Annotated in this window: 15 protein-coding genes; 10 read left to right on the top strand and 5 right to left on the bottom strand. The window is 34.1% G+C overall.

Going from position 1 to position 17,812, the window contains the following annotated elements; genetic code table 11:
* Nucleotides 1-2: 2 nt before the first annotated feature.
* From ACQ5J2_RS03005 to hemA, 4 genes are read right to left on the bottom strand one after another with little or no spacing between them, the layout of a single operon-like run.
* Nucleotides 3-692 (bottom strand): potassium channel family protein, encoded by a 690-nt coding sequence (locus tag ACQ5J2_RS03005; protein ID WP_432672201.1) that lies wholly within the window; start codon nucleotides 690-692, stop codon nucleotides 3-5.
* A gap of 12 nt (nucleotides 693-704) precedes the next feature.
* Nucleotides 705-2,447, bottom strand: coding sequence for a TrkH family potassium uptake protein (locus ACQ5J2_RS03000; protein ID WP_432672200.1), 1,743 nt, complete (start codon nucleotides 2,445-2,447; stop codon nucleotides 705-707).
* A gap of 10 nt (nucleotides 2,448-2,457) precedes the next feature.
* Entirely contained in the window at nucleotides 2,458-3,387 is a 930-nt protein-coding gene (gene hemC, locus ACQ5J2_RS02995; protein WP_432672199.1) for a hydroxymethylbilane synthase, read from the bottom strand.
* 55 nt (nucleotides 3,388-3,442) lie between these two features.
* Complete coding sequence (gene hemA / locus ACQ5J2_RS02990) at nucleotides 3,443-4,693, bottom strand: glutamyl-tRNA reductase (protein ID WP_432673247.1); 1,251 nt, start codon at nucleotides 4,691-4,693, stop codon at nucleotides 3,443-3,445.
* Nucleotides 4,694-4,921: 228 nt separating this feature from the next.
* Here hemA and ACQ5J2_RS02985 point away from each other — a divergent pair, with 228 nt between their 5' ends.
* The 10 genes from ACQ5J2_RS02985 (at nucleotide 4,922) to ACQ5J2_RS02940 (ending at nucleotide 16,326) form a co-directional block, all read left to right on the top strand.
* Nucleotides 4,922-7,402 carry a T9SS type B sorting domain-containing protein gene (locus tag ACQ5J2_RS02985; RefSeq protein ID WP_432672198.1) on the top strand — a complete coding sequence of 827 codons (2,481 nt, stop codon included), beginning with the start codon at nucleotides 4,922-4,924 and terminating at the stop codon, nucleotides 7,400-7,402.
* A gap of 203 nt (nucleotides 7,403-7,605) precedes the next feature.
* Complete coding sequence (locus ACQ5J2_RS02980; protein WP_432672197.1) at nucleotides 7,606-8,478, top strand: helix-turn-helix domain-containing protein; 873 nt, start codon at nucleotides 7,606-7,608, stop codon at nucleotides 8,476-8,478.
* 98 nt (nucleotides 8,479-8,576) lie between these two features.
* On the top strand, nucleotides 8,577-9,596 hold the full coding sequence (gene hemH / locus ACQ5J2_RS02975; RefSeq protein WP_432672196.1) for a ferrochelatase: 1,020 nt from the start codon (nucleotides 8,577-8,579) through the stop codon (nucleotides 9,594-9,596).
* A gap of 12 nt (nucleotides 9,597-9,608) precedes the next feature.
* Nucleotides 9,609-10,949, top strand: a complete 1,341-nt coding sequence (locus tag ACQ5J2_RS02970; RefSeq protein ID WP_432672195.1) for an MATE family efflux transporter — start codon at nucleotides 9,609-9,611, stop codon at nucleotides 10,947-10,949.
* A 1-nt stretch (nucleotide 10,950) separates the two neighbouring features.
* The gene (locus ACQ5J2_RS02965) at nucleotides 10,951-11,496 is read left to right on the top strand and encodes a CopD family protein (RefSeq protein ID WP_432672194.1); all 546 of its coding nucleotides are present in this window, start codon (nucleotides 10,951-10,953) and stop codon (nucleotides 11,494-11,496) included.
* A gap of 63 nt (nucleotides 11,497-11,559) precedes the next feature.
* On the top strand, nucleotides 11,560-12,975 hold the full coding sequence (locus tag ACQ5J2_RS02960) for a sensor histidine kinase (protein ID WP_432673246.1): 1,416 nt from the start codon (nucleotides 11,560-11,562) through the stop codon (nucleotides 12,973-12,975).
* Between the two features lie 16 nt (nucleotides 12,976-12,991).
* Nucleotides 12,992-13,774 (top strand): enoyl-CoA hydratase/isomerase family protein, encoded by a 783-nt coding sequence (locus ACQ5J2_RS02955; RefSeq protein WP_432672193.1) that lies wholly within the window; start codon nucleotides 12,992-12,994, stop codon nucleotides 13,772-13,774.
* 49 nt (nucleotides 13,775-13,823) lie between these two features.
* On the top strand, nucleotides 13,824-14,558 hold the full coding sequence (locus ACQ5J2_RS02950; RefSeq protein WP_432672192.1) for a lysophospholipid acyltransferase family protein: 735 nt from the start codon (nucleotides 13,824-13,826) through the stop codon (nucleotides 14,556-14,558).
* 53 nt (nucleotides 14,559-14,611) lie between these two features.
* The gene (locus tag ACQ5J2_RS02945; protein WP_432672191.1) at nucleotides 14,612-15,598 is read left to right on the top strand and encodes an acyl-ACP desaturase; all 987 of its coding nucleotides are present in this window, start codon (nucleotides 14,612-14,614) and stop codon (nucleotides 15,596-15,598) included.
* A 74-nt stretch (nucleotides 15,599-15,672) separates the two neighbouring features.
* Entirely contained in the window at nucleotides 15,673-16,326 is a 654-nt protein-coding gene (locus ACQ5J2_RS02940; protein ID WP_432672190.1) for an HD domain-containing protein, read from the top strand.
* A gap of 54 nt (nucleotides 16,327-16,380) precedes the next feature.
* On the opposite strand, the gene pyk is transcribed toward ACQ5J2_RS02940, so the two are convergent.
* A complete protein-coding gene (gene pyk, locus ACQ5J2_RS02935) occupies nucleotides 16,381-17,811 on the bottom strand; it encodes a pyruvate kinase (RefSeq protein ID WP_432672189.1) in 1,431 nt (476 codons plus the stop codon).
* Nucleotide 17,812 lies beyond the last annotated feature (1 nt).

Raw genomic sequence — 17,812 nt, 5'->3', positions numbered from 1 at the left:
AATTATTTTATGCAATCACAATAAAAGGAAATATTTTTATTTTCGCCATAAACGACTAAGATATCGTCTTCTAATAAAACGGTGTCGGGTTTTGGAAGACCAATAGTTTCTTTGACAATTGACTTCTTTCCCATCAAATTTGTTTTTTCTCTTTTTCGGATAATCGTAATCAAATTCAAATGATATTTGTCGATGGTATTCAATTCCGATAAGGTTTTACCATGAAATTCAGGTTTTGATTTGACTTCAGAAATCGTGTAATTATTGTCTAATTGGTAATTTTCTAAAGTCGTCTTAAAGTTGATTTGCTTGGTCAATCTATCAGCAGACTCTTGTTCGGGATGCACGATGCTGTAAATCCCCATTGCCTCCAAAACCGTATCGTGAATAGGAGATAAAGCACGACTTATAATCTTGACATCCGATAATTTCTTTATAATTGCCGTGGTAATAATTGCCGCACCTTCATTTTCTCCAATCGCTACCACAACTTTATCAGCGTCTTTTAGCGGAAGTGCTGTATAAGCCAATTCATTGGTTGAATCCATACAAATAGCATGTGAAATTTTGTCTTTAACTAAATTCACTTTGTCCATTTGCTTGTCCACGCCAATTACTTCATTTCCTGTTTCAGTAAGGCTTAAAGCCAATGACATTCCGAAGTTTCCCAAACCAAAAACTATAATTTTCATGTTTTTTAGATTTTAGTTAATCAAAATATTTTCTTTAGGATACTCATAAAACTGGTGATTAATTTCACGAAGTAGTCCAATCATTAAATTCAGCATTCCAATTCGCCCGATGAACATTGTAGCAATAATGACATATTTGCTGGGTTCTGTCATAGTTGGTGTAAAATTCATGGTTAATCCTACGGTACTGTAAGCTGAAAAGCACTCAAAAACCACCGATAAAACATCGGTTCCTGCCGGTTCAAAAATCAAAATAGTAATAATTGAAGCACCAATTACCAATAATGAAATACATAAAATAGCAAAAGCTCTATGAGTAGATTCACTTGATATTCTTCTGCCGAAAATTTGTATTCTATTTTTACCTCTTGCAACGGCTACAATATTTAAAGTCGCTAGTGCAAAGGTACTCGTTTTTATACCACCACCTGTTGAAGCTGGAGAAGCTCCAACCCACATTAGAAAAATGATGAATAATAATGAAGGCACTTTCATTTCGCTATAATCAACTGTGTTAAAACCAGCAGTTCTTGGTGTTACAGAATGAAATGCTGCCGATGTGATTTTTCCAAAATAAGTGGTATGTTCTAACAATAAATTGTTTTGTTCTGCAATGAATATAAATGCAAAACCACCTAGTAATAGTATTGAAGTAGTAATCAAAACGATTTTTGCATTTAAAGATAAAATTCTGACCTTTCTTTGAATGGAACTCGTTTGAAAAAACTGCACAACAGTAGTTTTAATATAGCGGGAAAAATTAAAAATTATCGTGTAACCTAAACCGCCAAAAATGATGAGAAACATCACAATCCATTGGAGGTAATAGTCAAATTTGATATAACTCTCGTTGAAACCATTTGGCACAATAGAAAACCCTGCATTACAAAAAGCAGAGATGGAGTGAAATGCCGAGAAGTAAAACTTATCCGTAACTTCCGGTTTATCCATTACCGAGGTATAGATAAAGATGGCTCCAATGAATTCTATAAAAACGGTAAATGCAACAATGTTCAATGCAACTTTAAGGACGTCACTTAGATTTTCTTGAGACGTGAAATCTTTTACATTTAAACCTTCTCTAAAGCTAGAACTTCCTCTAAAAAAATAAGAGAAAAACGAGGTGAATGTTAAAATTCCCAATCCGCCAATTTGGATTAAAAATATTAAAATAGTTTGTCCCACTATAGTAAGTTCGGTGGAAATATTTAAAACGGTTAAACCCGTGACACAAACTGCACTTGTGGCCGTAAATAAGGCATCTGTAAACGTTATTGTGCCTGTGGTTGCCGTAGGAAGCATTAATAATGTAGCACCAACGATTATGATTACAAAAAAACTTCCAACAAAAACGATAGCAGGATTGTAATAAACTTGATAAATGTAGCGAACTAAAAGCATCAATCGAACAATGAAATACAGAAATAATCCTGTTTCTAAAATGTTCTTAATTTTCTTGAAAACCTCAAGATAGTCTAAATCTAAATTGACTAATGCAACAATTAATGACGCCAAAAGGAGTGTGCCTAAAATGGAAGCATTAAATAAAGAAATCTTCTTCTTGCCACTTGTTGTATAATAATAAAATTTAAAAATATTAAACGCAAATAAGGCAACCGTTAAGATAACTAAACCTATAAATTGAGGAGTTTTATAACTGTCATTTACGCTATATCCGAAGTCAAAAACCAAGAAGGTCAAGACGAATATATCGAAAAATCGATAAATAAATTTAAGGATAGATTCTTTTTGCACAGAAACGATTTTATTTGTTTTGAGTACCCAATGCAATTTTAATAGACTGCATTAAATCGGTACCGCCATTTTCTAAAACTTCTTTCGCACAAAGAACGCCAAAATTTCGATAATTGGAGAGTGTAGTTTGTTTTTTAATTTCTATTTTAGTTTGCCCGTCAATGGACAGTAAAATTCCTTCAAGCTCAATTTGGTCTTCGTTAATTGTTGCAAAAGCGCCAATAGGTGCTGTACAACCTCCTTCCAAGGTTCGGAGAAAATCACGCTCCACTTTGGTACAAATATCCGTCGGTTTATGATTTAAATTGCCAATAACTTCCTGACAAAAGGAATCATTTTCCATTGCAACCACAACCATTGCTCCTTGAGCAGGTGCTGGAATCATCCAATCTAAATTTAAGAAATTCTCTGGTTTTAAATTAATTCTTTCCAATCCTGCAGCGGCAAAAATAGCTCCGTTCCATGGATTGTCTATCAATTTTTGCATTCGTGTATTTACATTTCCACGCAAATCGACCACTGTGTGCGAAGGATATTTATTGAACCATTGGGCTTGACGTCGCAAACTTCCAGTAGCAATAATTCCATCTTGACTTAAAAAATCTAAATTTCCTTTGTGAATTAATAAATCTAAGGAGTTGGCACGTTCTAAAACGGCAGCTTGAACAATTCCGTGGGGCAAAGCAGTTGGAACATCTTTCATAGAATGTACCGCAATATCAATCGTGCCATTCAGCATCGCGATATCTAAAGTTTTCGTAAATATTCCGGTGATGCCAAGTTCATAAAGCGGTTTGTCTAACATGATGTCGCCTTGCGCTTTCACTGCGATAATTTCCGTTTTAAAGCCTAAATCATTTATTTTTTTTTGAACGGTGTGGGCTTGCCATAATGCTAGTTCGCTATCTCGAGTCCCAATTCTTATTATTTTATCTACCACAAATGAACTATTTTATATCAATTTTTGAAGTTCGAAAATCGATTTTAAATTATAATTACCGTGCTTCTATTTGAAACACTTTTTCAATCCAGCCAATACTTTCATCGACCATTGTATCATCGTGTTTCAAATGATTTGCGAAATGAGTGGTGATTTTTTGGATAATTCTATTACTGATAATCTCTGCTTGAGCTTCATTAAAGTCAATTATCTTTTTACTTTGATAATCCATTTCTGATAACTTGATGGCATTCAGTTTTTCTTTCAACGCATGAATCGTTGGAGCAAACTTTCTAGCTTTTGTCCACGTCATAAACTCCTCTTTATAGGTTTCAATGATAACTTCGGCAGCAGGAATTTGCATTTTTCTTTTTTCCAATGTCTCATCCGTCATTTCTGCCAAATGGTCCATGTGAATTAAAGTCACAAATTCATTTTCGCATACATTTTCATGCACGTTTTTCGGAATTGATAAATCTAAAATAAGTAAAGGCTTTTTTAAATTTAGGATTGCATTGTCAATTGTAGGATTTTGAGCTCCTGTTGCCACAACTACCACATCTGCTTTTTGAAGTTCGACATGCAATTCTGAATAATCTTTTACAATCAAATTCAATTTGCTTGCTAATTTTTCTGCTTTATCTTTTGTACGGTTAATTAAAGTGATGTGCTCATTTTTAGTGTGTTTTACTAAATTTTCACACGTATTTCTACCAATTTTTCCTGTTCCGAAAAGCAGAATATTTTTATCAGAAATGTTTTCAACATTATTCATTATATAACGAACGGCGGCAAAGGATACAGAAGTTGCACCACTACTAATTTCGGTTTCGTTTTTGATTTTTTTACTGGTTTGAATTACCACGTTTATCAATCGGTCAAGGTATGTATTGATTAAGCCGTGGCTTTTTGCTTCAGCATAACTGTTTTTTAGTTGACTTATAATCTCAAAATCACCTAAAATCTGACTGTCTAAACCTGTTCCTACACGAAACATGTGATTTACCGCTTCCTGATTTTTATATACAAAACCGACTCTCTGAAATTCTTCCACAGTTCCATTACTGTTTTCACAAATCAATTTTATCAATTGAAAAGGATGTTCAGCAAAACCATAAATTTCTGTACGGTTACAGGTTGAAGTCACAATTAAGCTTGGTATTCCTTCTTCTTTCGCTTGAAGCAATAAGTTGTTTTGTGCTTTAGCATCAAGGCTGAATTTTCCTCTCACTACAGCATCTGCTTTTTTATAACTCAAGCCAACGGAGTAAAAATATTGAGGTTTCGAAGTATTGTTGTTTTCCATAAGTGACATTCTTCCAAAATGTTTGACAAAATTATAGTTATGCTTTATTTAAAAGTAACGCTTGAAGGACTATTTGTGTCGCTTTAAGAAATATTAAATTTAAATTCTTTTAAGAGCGTTATTTCTGTAAATTTGTTTCAAATTCAAGGGTTGACGATTTGTTTATGTAGAATAATTCTAAATAGAAATCAGTTAATCCATTTTTAATATATACGAAAAAATGTCGCTATGGGTTCATTTACCAAGCATAATTTATTTTTAAGAAAAATATATTACCTGTGTTTTATTTATTCATTTTTTTCAATACCCTTATTTGCACAAGGAGAAGCTAATATTTGGTATTTTGGTGTAAATGCAGGACTTGATTTTAATACCAATCCACCCACTCCACTTTTAGATATGCCGCCAGGTAATTTTTCATCAGAGGGAAGTTCCACAATAAGTGACAGTAATGGGAATTTATTATTTTACTCAAATGGTGAAAAAGTGTGGAATAGCATGCATCAAGTAATGTTAAATGGAGCCGATTTAACAGGTCATAACTCATCAACACAATCTTCCGCTATTATTCCGTATCCCGGTACCTACAATTTTGCTGAATACAGATTTGATAAATACTTTATCGTGACTTTAGACGATTATATTGCCAGTCCTGACGCTAATGAAGATAAAGGGGTTCGGTTCTCCGAAATTGATATGACCATGGATAATGGTTTTGGTGCAGTGACTTTAATTAAAAACATGCCTCTTTTTGGAACCACCACTACCGAGAAAGTCTGTGTTGTGCCACATAGCAATGGTTGTGACTTTTGGGTTATTTGTAAAGTAGTAGATAGTGCGGACTTTTATGTCTATCAAATTTCTAACGGTGGCTTTAATACAACTCCAGTTATTAGTACTACTTCTTTTTTTGTGAATGCAGGTCCAGGACAAATGAAAGCGTCATCAAACAACAAACTTCTTTCTTATGTGGTGAATTCAAATTTTTCAGGATTTTATATTTTTAATTTTGATAATTCTACGGGTTTAATTAGTGAAAAGTTTGCAGATACTACCGAAGGGGAAAATCAATATGGAACAGAATTCTCTCCTGATAGCCAAGTCGTATATAAATGTGCCGGTAATAAAATTTATCAATATGATTTAACCGAAACTACAAATGATGATTTTATTGCATCCAAAATAGTATTTACGTCTTCAAACTCTGGCTTACTATCAATGCAATTGGCGCCTGATGGCAAAATTTACATTGCAAGACCTATGTTTAGTTTTACGTCAAATGAGCTTGGCGTTATTAATAATCCAAGTGTTTTGGGTTCCGACTTTAATTATGTTGCGGAACAACAAAGTTTAGGAGGGCGTTTTTCTTTAGCGGGATTGCCTAATCAATTAAATAATCTTCTTCCATACAATAAAATTACCATCGAAAGCGAGGATTGTAGTAGCTTGCAAGTGGCATTAGAAAATAACAACAACATTATTAGTTATTCTTGGTCGTTAGCTAATGCTTCTACTACAGAAAGTGTGATAAGCACTTCGATAGAACCTAATCCTACATTTAATTTCCCAGATTCGGATGAAGAGTATGTTGTTAAATGTAGCATCGTTTCAGAATGCTATAGTACGACTTATGAATTGCTGTTTTCTCCTGCAGATGTCAACTATATAATGCCAACATTTAATTTTTCCACAAATGCTTATTGTCAATACGAGATGGCTAATTCTTTACCCTTGTTTTCGGAGGAAGGAATTGGTGGAACTTGGTTTCCTGTTGCAATAAATACCTCAACTAGCGGTGTTTTTCCTTATACTTTTATACCTAATCAAGGAGAATGTGCTTTTAGTTTTACTGTTGATGTCGTTATTAATCCTAGTCAAAGCATCTCTTTTTCGGACATTATTATTTGTGAAGGAGATGATATTGCTTTTCCAAATACTAATAATACAGCAGGAATCTGGTTTCCAGATAACTTAAATAATAGCAACAGCACTAGCTATACTTTTACACCTGATACAGAATGTGGTAGTTCTTCGGAATGGAATGTGACAGTAAACCCAAAGAAAAGTGTTTATTTTGCTGATAAAACTATTTGTGAAGGCGAGACAGTTAGTTTTCCCGACACAAATAACATTACCGGAACTTGGTCTCCAGCTACTATAAATAATACCCAAAATGGAATTTATACTTTTACGCCAAGTGGAGATTGTGTATTATCTACAACTTGGGAAATTACGGTTTTAGACCAACTTACAAATTTGAACATTTCTGTTTTTAATAATTCAACGATTGTGGCAAATGTGGCGGATGCAACCGATTCGCTTCTGTATCAATTAGATAATGGAGTTTTTCAATCTTCAAATGTTTTTGAAAATGTATCGAACGGTTGTCACACCATAAATGTGACGGATTTAAAGGGTTGCTCGACACTTTCTTCAGAAGTTTTTACCTTTAATTATCCCAAATTTTTCACGCCAAACGGGGATGGATATAATGACTTCTGGAAAATTGAAATTGAGAATGGAGTTACTAAATTAGTTATTTTTGACCGTTATGGTAAATTTTTAAAACAATTACAGCCAAGTGAATCCAGTTGGGATGGAACGTATAATGGGCAAAAACTTCCTGCAACAGACTATTGGTTTGTACTTGAATATGAAGAATGTGGTATTTCAAGCGTATTTAGGTCACATTTTAGTTTGAAAAGGTAATTTTTCATGCTCAAACAAATAAATAATTGGGTTTTGAAAATAACGCTAAAAGGACATTTTGTGAGGTTTTAAGATATTTTAAAAACTTTAGACTTCTATCGTTATTTATTTTTAAATTTGTACTGTTTTCAATGGTTGATTTTACCTGTTATTTTAATAATTGAGCAATTTTAAAATTGGAAACGGATATAAAAAACATCGCTATGGGTTCTCAAGAAGTAATAAAAATTGAAGAAGATTTTATTTTAATTCGTTTTCAAAACGATAAAAATGAAAACATGATGGTTAAGAGACCTGTGAATCAAGGCTTAATACAATTTCATTTTGGAATCAAAGGAAAAGCTAAATTTGTATTTAATCAAGGAACTTATGCTTTGGAATTGAGAGAAGAACATTCATTATTGCTGTACAATCCCCAAAAAGAATTACCTCTTAATTTAGAATTAGCACCTAATACGTGGGTAATTTCGGTCATTATTTCCATTAAAAAGTTTCATGCACTGTTTTCATCTGAAGCCGATTATATTCCGTTTTTGAGTACAGAAAATCAAGATAAAAAATATTATAACGATGGAAAAATCAGTCCGTCGATGTCGATTGTTTTAAGTCAGATTTTTCACTTTAACTTAAATCCTTCGATTAAAAATTTATATTATCGAGGAAAAGGATACGAGTTATTGAGTCTGTATTTCAACCGAACCGAAGACTCAAATGCGGAACAATGTCCGTTTTTAATTGATGAAGAAAATGTAATGAAAATTCGGCAAGCGAAAGAAATTATATTAAGTAACATTTCTGAACCACCTGGTTTACAAGAGTTAGCAGATAAAGTAGGACTGAATTTGAAAAAATTAAAAATGGGTTTCAAACAAATTTATGGCGACACTGTTTACGGATTTCTATTTGATTATAAAATGGATTACGCTCGAAAATTGCTTGATTCCGGTTCGTATAATGTAAATGAAGTGGGTTTGAAAATTGGTTACAGCACCGGAAGTCATTTTATAGCTGCATTCAAAAAGAAATATGCCACGACGCCAAAAAAATACTTGATGGCAATGAATGCAAATACATAAAGCGATATTTGTCGTAATTAAACAATAAACAAAATATAGTTAATCCAAATGCTTACGAAGGTTGACTTCGTTATATTTGGTAAAAACCAATTACCAACATGAAAGGAGTATTATTAGTAAATCTTGGCTCGCCAAAAAGTCCAGAACCTAAAGATGTAAAGCCGTATTTAGATGAATTTTTAATGGACAAATACGTAATTGACGTTCCGTTTTTGCTGAGAGCTTTAATCGTTCGAGGATTTATTTTGAGAGCACGTCCTAAGGAATCAGCTCATGCTTACAAGAAAATTTGGTGGGACGAAGGTTCGCCACTTATCGTACTTTCGGAAAGAATGCATAAAAAAGTACAAGCAAAAGCAACGATTCCTGTTTCTTTAGCGATGAGATACGGCGAAATGTCGATTGAAAAAGGATTGAAAGAATTGCACGACCAAGGCGTAACTAACGTACTACTTTTCCCATTGTACCCACAATATGCAATGGCTTCGACGCTAACGATATTGGTTCTAGCCGAGAAAATTAGAGCAGAAAAATATCCAAACATGAAATTCACCGATGTTCCGGCTTTTTATAACAAACCAGATTACATCAAGAATTTGTCGGATATTATGAAAAAGCATTTAGAAGGTTATGATTACGACCAACTTGTGTTTTCGTACCACGGAATTCCGGAACGACATATTCGCAAAACAGATGTGACAAAATCACATTGCAAAATTGACGGTTTGTGTTGCAACACGCCATCACCGGCTCATGAATTTTGCTACCGTCACCAGTGTTATGAAACTACTCGATTAGTGGTGGAACAATTGCAAATTCCAGAACATAAATACATCCAAACTTTTCAATCCCGATTAGCAGGAGATAAATGGTTAACACCTTACACCGACACTGAAATTGACAAAATGCCTTCAAAAGGAATTAAGAAAATTGCAGTGGTAACGCCTGCTTTTGTGACGGATTGTTTGGAGACTTTAGAAGAGATTTCCATGAGAGCGAAAGAAGATTTTGAAGAAAATGGTGGAGAAGAATTCTTGTCGATTCCCTGTATGAACGATGATGACGCTTGGGTTGAAACGGTTACAAACTGGATTTCAGATTTCCAAAAAGCGGAATAACCACAAGCATTTATGACTGTAACTTCCGAAGAATTAGGTACAAAGGATATTAAATCACTGTTGATAAAACAAGCTGTTCCAGCATCTATTGGAATCTTGTTTATGTCGGTCAATATTCTGGTAGATACTATTTTCGTTGGTCAATGGATTGGTTCCTTAGCAATTGCTGCAGTGACTGTGGTTTTGCCGATGACTTTCTTTATTTCCTCTTTGGGAATGGCGGTCGGAATAGGAGGAAGTTCTGTTTTATCTCGCGCTTTAGGTTCGGGAAATAAAGAAAAAGCGGTCAAAACTTTTGCGAATCAAATTCTGATGACGTTTGTATTGGCTTCTGTCTTCGTTTTACTAGGAATTTTTTTTAGCGACGAAATGCTGTTGCTTTTCGGAGCTCAAGGAGCAATCGTAGCACCTGCAACTGAATTCTTTTTCCCAATAATAGTCTCGGTTCCTTTCCTCGCACTCTCAATGATGGGAAATGCCGTAATTCGTGCGGAAGGAAAAGCTAAATTTGCCATGTATGCCATGATTATTCCGGCTTTCGCCAATATTTTATTGGACATTTTGTTCATAAAATACTTAGACATGGGAATGTTCGGAGCTGCTTTAGCAACTGCCATATCCTATTTTACTTGTTTTGTTTTCATCGTTTGGTTCTTTATCTATAGAAGTGAGCTGCAACTCAGATTACCTCACCTCAAGTTCAATTTTCCAATCGTAAAAGAAATTTCTTCATTGAGCTTTGTGACTTTTTCGAGACAAGGAGTGGTGAGTATTTTAGCGATAATTTTAAATCATACTTTGTATACCTACGGTGGAGAACATTCTGTAGTTGTTTACGGAATTATCAGTAGGATGTTGATGTTTGCTTTGTTTCCCGTTTTGGGAATTACGCAAGGATTTCTTCCTATTGCAGGATATAATTACGGTGCAAATAATCATAAACGAGTAAAGGAAACGATTTTTATTTCGATAAAATATGCAGCGATTTTAGCAACAATTATTTATGTTGGAATTCTAGTTTTTACGAGACAAATTGTTGCAGTTTTCACAACGGATGAAACCGTTCTAGCAGAAACACCAAATGCGTTGCGATGGGTTTTTGCGGCGTCACCCATTATTGCCATTCAACTTATTGGAGCAGCTTATTTTCAAGCTGCTGGAAAAGCCAAGAAAGCACTTTTTTTGACATTAAGTAAACAAGGATTTTTCTTAATTCCATTAGTTTTAATATTGCCCAATTTTTTTGGTATTTTTGGAGCTTGGATTGCATTCCCAATTTCAGATGTATTGTCCACAATTATAACGTACTATTTTTTAAACAGAGAAATGAAAACGGTCTTAACTACTAACTAAAATGGAATATTACAATTACATCAAATCTTTGCATTTAATTTTTGTAATCACTTGGTTTTCAGGTTTATTTTACATTGTTCGTTTATTTGTGTACCAAATTGAAGCTGCTGAAAAAGAATCTCCCGAAAAGGAAATTTTACAGAAGCAATATAAAATTATGACCTATAGGTTGTGGTACATAATTACTTGGCCGTCGGCAGTTTTAGCATGTATTTTTGCCTTTACACTTTTATATTTGAATCCAGCTTTTCTAGAAATGCCGTGGATGCATGTCAAACTTGGCTTCGTTTTTGCACTCTTTTTGTACCACTGGAAATGTCAAATCATTTTCAATGAACTGCAAAAAGATGCCGTAAAATATTCAAATACTTGGATGCGATTGTGGAATGAAGGAGCGACCATTATTTTATTTGCCGTTGTCTTTTTGGTAATCCTAAAAAATGCCGTAAATTGGATTTATGGTGTCGTCGGAATCTTCTTGTTTTCGATAATCATTATGTTGGGTTTTAAATTCTACAAGAAAATTCGAGAGCGAAATCAATCGTAAATTATGCTGTTAAAAAGAGTCAAAATAAGAACCATTTCATTGCGAATTCGGATTTTCCTTTCGATGATTCTGTTGACTCTAATTGCTTCAATATTAATTGCTTCTATTTCCATTTATCAGTTTAAGCGAGAAGCAAAAGATTATCATCAGGAACGATTGGAACGTAAAGAAAATGCGATTAAAGAGCATATAAATTTCGTACTTGCCACGACAACGTATCCGTTGACTGAGAAAAACTTACCCTTAATTTTTAAAGATAAAATTCATGAATTATCGGACATTCATAGTCTTCAAATTAATATTTATAGTTTAAAAGGAAAGCTTTTAAAATCTTCAAAAGCATCATTTTCAATTGACACCGTAGCTCCACCAATCCCGAATTATATATTGGGTTTAATTCAGTCTTCTATCGATAAAAGATATGTAGATGTAAAAACCATTGACAGTAAAAAGTACCGTGCTTCATTCAGTCAAATCAAAGATTTAAAGTTCAAACCATTGGGGATTTTAAATTTACCCTACATTCAAGATGATGGGTTTTATGAGCGAGAATTACGTAATTTTTTAATCAGATTGGGTCAAGTTTATAGTTTTATGCTGGTAATTGCTTTTGCTTTAGCTTATTTTCTGTCCAGTTATATTACTAAATCGCTAAAGTCAATTTCGTTGCGAATTACGTCGACAAATTTAAACCAAAAGAATGAAAAGATAGAGACGGACGACAGTAGTAGCGAAGTAAACTTGCTGATTGACGCCTACAATAGTATGGTGGACAAGTTAGAGGAAAGTGCTTTATTATTAGCCCAAAGTGAACGCGAACAAGCTTGGAGGGAAATGGCAAAGCAAGTCGCTCACGAAATTAAAAACCCACTGACGCCAATGCGATTGACGGTTCAAAGTTTTGAAAGAAAATTTGACGCAAACGACCCTGAGGTCAAGCAAAAATTAAAGGATTATTCGGACACGTTGATTCAGCAAATTGACACAATGAGTTCAGTAGCTTCGGCTTTTTCTAATTTTGCATCGATGCCTGCCCAACAAAATGAAACATTGAATGCTGTTGTGGTAATCGAATTAGCGCTAGAAATTTTCAACGAAGAATTCATATCTTTTGAAGCTGATGAGCCCGAAATTATCACCATAATGGACCGAACGCAATTAATTCGGATTATTACAAATTTGGTCAAAAATGCCATTCAAGCCATCCCTGATTCGCAGGTTGATAAGCAAATTGGTATTAAGGTAAAAAAACAAGATGACTCTGTTTTAATTGAAGTTTCAGACAACGGAAGCGGAATTGATTCACAAAATATTCCTCGAATTTTTGAGCCCAAGTTCACCACAAAAACAAGTGGAATGGGCTTAGGTCTTGGAATTATTAAAAATATCATCGAAAATTATAAAGGAACTATTACTTTTGAAAGCGAAATTGGAAAGGGAACTGTTTTTACAGTAACGCTTCCATTAATTAAAAATTAAATTAAAAATTCACAGAATGAACTACGAAAATATTTTAGTAACAACTGAAAATAAAATAGCTACAATAACTATAAATCGTCCTACAAAGTTGAATGCGTTGAATAAAGCTACGATTCATGAATTGCACGAAGCTTTTAAAAATGCAGAATCAGATACAAATATCAATGTAATTTTACTTACAGGTTCTGGTGAAAAAGCATTCGTTGCAGGTGCTGACATTTCAGAATTCGCAAATTTTTCTGTAGAAGAAGGGGCTCAATTAGCTGCACAAGGTCAGGAATTGCTTTTTGATTTTGTTGAAAATTTAAAAACGCCGGTAATTGCAGCAGTCAATGGTTTTGCATTAGGTGGAGGATTAGAATTGGCGATGTCGTGTCATTTTAGAGTTGCTTCTGAAAATGCAAAAATGGGTTTACCTGAAGTTTCCTTAGGTGTAATTCCGGGTTATGGCGGGACACAACGTTTGCCACAACTTATTGGTAAAGGAAAAGCAATGGAAATGATTATGACAGCTGGAATGTTAAATGCAGAAGAAGCTTTAAACTGGAAATTGGTAAATTACGTGGTTACTTCATCTGAATTAATTCCGTTTTGTACTGAAATTGCCAATAAAATATTAAAGAATTCACCCGTTGCTATTTCAAAAGCAATTAAGTCGATTAATGCGAATTTTAAAGACGGCGTAAATGGATTTGAAACCGAGATTAAAAATTTCGGAAAGTCATTTGGAACCGAAGATTTTAAAGAAGGAACTACTGCATTTTTAGAGAAAAGAAAAGCGGTTTTTACTGGAAAATAGGATGGAATTAGTTTAAGAATTTCTTATTTTTGTAGATTAATCACATTTTATGGAGAAAATTATTTCCTATCCGATTTCATTTATAAGCATGTTGCTGTTTTTGCTTATGTTGGTGGTTTTTCATCCAATTCAGTGGGTCTGTTATAATTTGTTTGGGTATCAGGCTCATAAGAAAAGTGTCGATTATTTAAATTGGTTTTTGCTTAGGATTGGACATTTATTAGGAAGCACTTATAAAGTAACCAATCGAGAATTAATTCCAGAAAACGTTCCAATTATCTTTGTTTCAAATCATCAAAGTTTGTACGATATCGCAGGAATTATATGGTTTTTACGAAAATTTCATCCTAAATTTGTCAGTAAAATGGAATTAGGAAAGGGAATTCCAAGTATTTCGTATAATTTAAGACATGGAGGTTCTGCTTTAATTGACCGTAATAATCCAAAACAAGCGATACCGACAATTACGAAATTGGGAAAGTATATCGAAAAAAACAACCGTTCAGCAGTTATTTTTCCTGAAGGAACTAGAAGTAAAACGGGTAAACCAAAGGAATTTGCGCAAACAGGGATTAAAATTCTTTGTAAAGCAGCACCTTCGGCTTACGTAGTTCCTATTACGATTAACAATTCTTGGAAATTTGTTAAATATGGTTTTTTTCCTTTTGGTTTAGGAAAACGCCTTACCTTTACTATACACCCTGCTTTAGCAGTAAAAGACTATACTTTTGATGAATTAATGCAGAAAACAGAGCAAGCGATTGTCAATTCAATTGAATTATAATTATTTGTATTTTCGCAAAAAAATTCTATTTTTAAATTTTAAAAAACACAAAAATGTCAATACATAACGTCCGATTAGAAGTAATGCAATTTTTGGAGAAAAAAGTCAACGGTTTTGTTGATGACTATCTTATTCCAGTTGAAAAAATTTGGCAACCTTCAGATTTGTTACCCAACTCTGAAAGCGAAAATTTCTTCGAGGAAGTAAAAGAATTACGTGAAATAGCGAAAGATTTACCGTACGATTTTTGGGTAACCTTAGTTGGAGATACAATAACTGAAGAAGCACTTCCTACCTATGAATCCTGGTTAATGGATGTAGAAGGTGTGGACCAAATGGAACCAAATGCTTGGTCGAAATGGGTGCGTCAATGGACTGCAGAAGAAAACCGTCACGGCGATTTATTAAATAAGTATTTATACTTGTCAGGTCGTGTAAATATGAAGGAAATTGAAATGACAACCCAGCATTTAATTGCTGACGGATTTGACATTGGAACGGGTCGTGATCCGTATAAAAACTTTGTTTATACGAGTTTTCAAGAATTAGCAACCTATGTTTCACACAATCGTGTTTCGCAAATTGCTAAGAAACATGGCGACGGAAAACTTGCAAAAATCTGTAAATTAATTGCTGGAGATGAAATGCGTCACCACATGGCGTATAGCGAATTTGTAACTCAAATTTTTAAAGTAGACCCAAGTGAAATGATGTTGGCTTTCGCTTACATGATGAAACAAAAAATTGTTATGCCTGCTCAATTCTTGAGGGAATCAGGAGGCATTATCAGTTCAGCTTTTGAAAATTTCTCAGATTCCGCACAACGAATTGGCGTTTATACCTCTGCCGATTATATTGAGATTATGCAAAAATTAAATGAAAAATGGGAAATTGATAAAATAGTTAATCTTACGGATGAGGCTGAAAAAGCACGTGACTTCTTGATGAAATTACCTGCGAGAATGACCCGAATTTCGGAAAGGTTAGTAATTCCACAAGAATCTTACATCTTTAAATGGGTAGAACCAGCTCGAATTTAAGTTTAAAAATAATTTTTAATAGTGTTGGATGCCAAAAGTCAAATTTTGCATCCAACATTTTTTATTTCTACAAAATGGAAAATCAGAAATTAATTCAAAATACAGTAGCATTCGTAAAACAGCAACTTAAAGACGCTGAAGGAGGCCATGATTGGTTTCATATTGAACGCGTTTATAAAAATACATTGGCTATTGCCAAAGAAGAACAATGCAATTTATTGGCATGCCAACTTGGAGCTTTATTGCACGACATTGCCGATAGTAAATTTCACGACGGAGATGAAGAAATCGGACCGAAAACGGCAAGAAATTTTTTAATAAGTGAGAAGGTTTCGGAAGAAATTATTGACCATGTAATTGAAATTATTAAAAACATTTCTTTCAAGGGTGGCAATTTCGAAAAGCAATTTAATTCAATAGAACTGCAAATTGTGCAAGATGCAGACCGTTTAGATGCGATTGGAGCGATTGGGATTTCTCGAACATTCAATTATGGAGGATTCAAAAACCGGACGATGTATAATCCAGAAATCAGGCCAAATTTAAATATGACTAAAGAGGAATATAAAAGCTCTGACGCACCAACCATAAATCATTTTTATGAGAAATTATTGCTCTTGAAAGATAAAATGAATACGGTTTCAGGAAAGAAAATGGCAATAAAAAGACATGAGTTTATGGAAATGTTTTTAGAACAATTTTATGCCGAGTGGGAGGGAAAACGATAACAAAAAAGGCGATTTGAATTACAAATCGCCTTTTTCTATAGTAAAAAAATCTTATTATTCAATTTCAGAAACTCGTAACGTATTTACCATTCCTTTATCAGTAACTGGCATGGCTGCAAGGTTAATTAAGAAATCACCTTTTTCAACAAACCCTTTGTCTTGAGCAATCTGATTTACGTCAGTTACTGTGTCATCGGTACTTACAAATTTATCGTAGTAAAACGATTTCACTCCCCAAAGTAAATTCAGTTGCGTCAAAATTCGTTTATTTGAAGTAAATACTAAAATATGTGCTTGTGGTCGCCAAGCCGAAATTTGAAAAGCAGTGTATCCACTATTTGTCAAGGTGCAAATTGCTTTAGCTTTAATTGCGTTTGCCATTGTTGCAGCGTGGTAACATATCGTTTTTGTTATAAAACGTTTGGTACGAATCTGAGGTGTATTTTGTGGTACTTGAATGAGCGGAGAATCTTCAACAGCTTCGATAATCTGCGTCATTTTCTCAATAACTTGAACCGGATAATTACCTACTGAGGTTTCTCCCGAAAGCATTACCGCATCAGCACCATCCATTACAGAATTTGCTACATCGTTTACTTCCGCACGAGTTGGAGTAAGACTTGTAATCATCGTTTCCATCATTTGTGTTGCCACAATAACTGGAATTCGTGCTGTTTTAGCTCTGTGAATTAATTTTTTCTGAATTAACGGCACTTCATGAGCCGGAACTTCAACACCTAAATCGCCTCGAGCAACCATTAAACCGTCACAAAAAGCGACAATCTTATCGATATTTTCAACACCTTCTGGTTTTTCAATTTTCGCAATTATTGGAATTTTATGGTCAGAGTGTTCGGCGATTAAATCCTGTAGTTCTTCTAAATCTTTAGAGGTTCTAACAAAAGATAAGGCAATCCAATCTACATTATGTCCAATGGCAAATATAGCATCTCGGATGTCTTTTTCTGTTAAAGCTGGAAGTGATACTTTCGTATTGGGTAGGTTTACACCTTTTTTTGAACGCAAAGGACCACCTTGTATTACTTTACAAATCACTTCAGTGGTACGATTGGTTTCAATAGCTTCAAACATTAATTTTCCATCGTCTAGTAAAATAAGTTCCCCAGGATTAACATCTCTAGGAAATTCCTTATAATTCATGTAAACGCGTTTAGCTGTTCCAGGAATGTCTTCAGCAGTTTGAAAAGTAATGATGTCACCAGGATTGACAACAACATCTTCTTTCATTACTCCAACGCGAAGCTTCGGACCTTGTAAGTCAGCTAAAATGGCTGTGGTGTAACCAAATTCGTCATTTAAACTACGAATCAAATTAATTTTCTCGGTAACGTCTGCATAATCAGCATGTGAGAAGTTTATTCTAAAAACATTGACACCTGCATCAATCATATTTTTCAATACTTCTCTTGTACTACATGCAGGACCTAATGTGGCTACAATTTTCGTTTTTTTATTCGTGAACATA

This window comes from Flavobacterium sp. SM2513, assembly GCF_050908145.1.
Lineage (GTDB): Bacteria > Bacteroidota > Bacteroidia > Flavobacteriales > Flavobacteriaceae > Flavobacterium.
The sequence above is the reverse complement of the archived record's forward strand: the minus strand, read 5'-3'. Positions and strand labels throughout refer to the sequence as shown.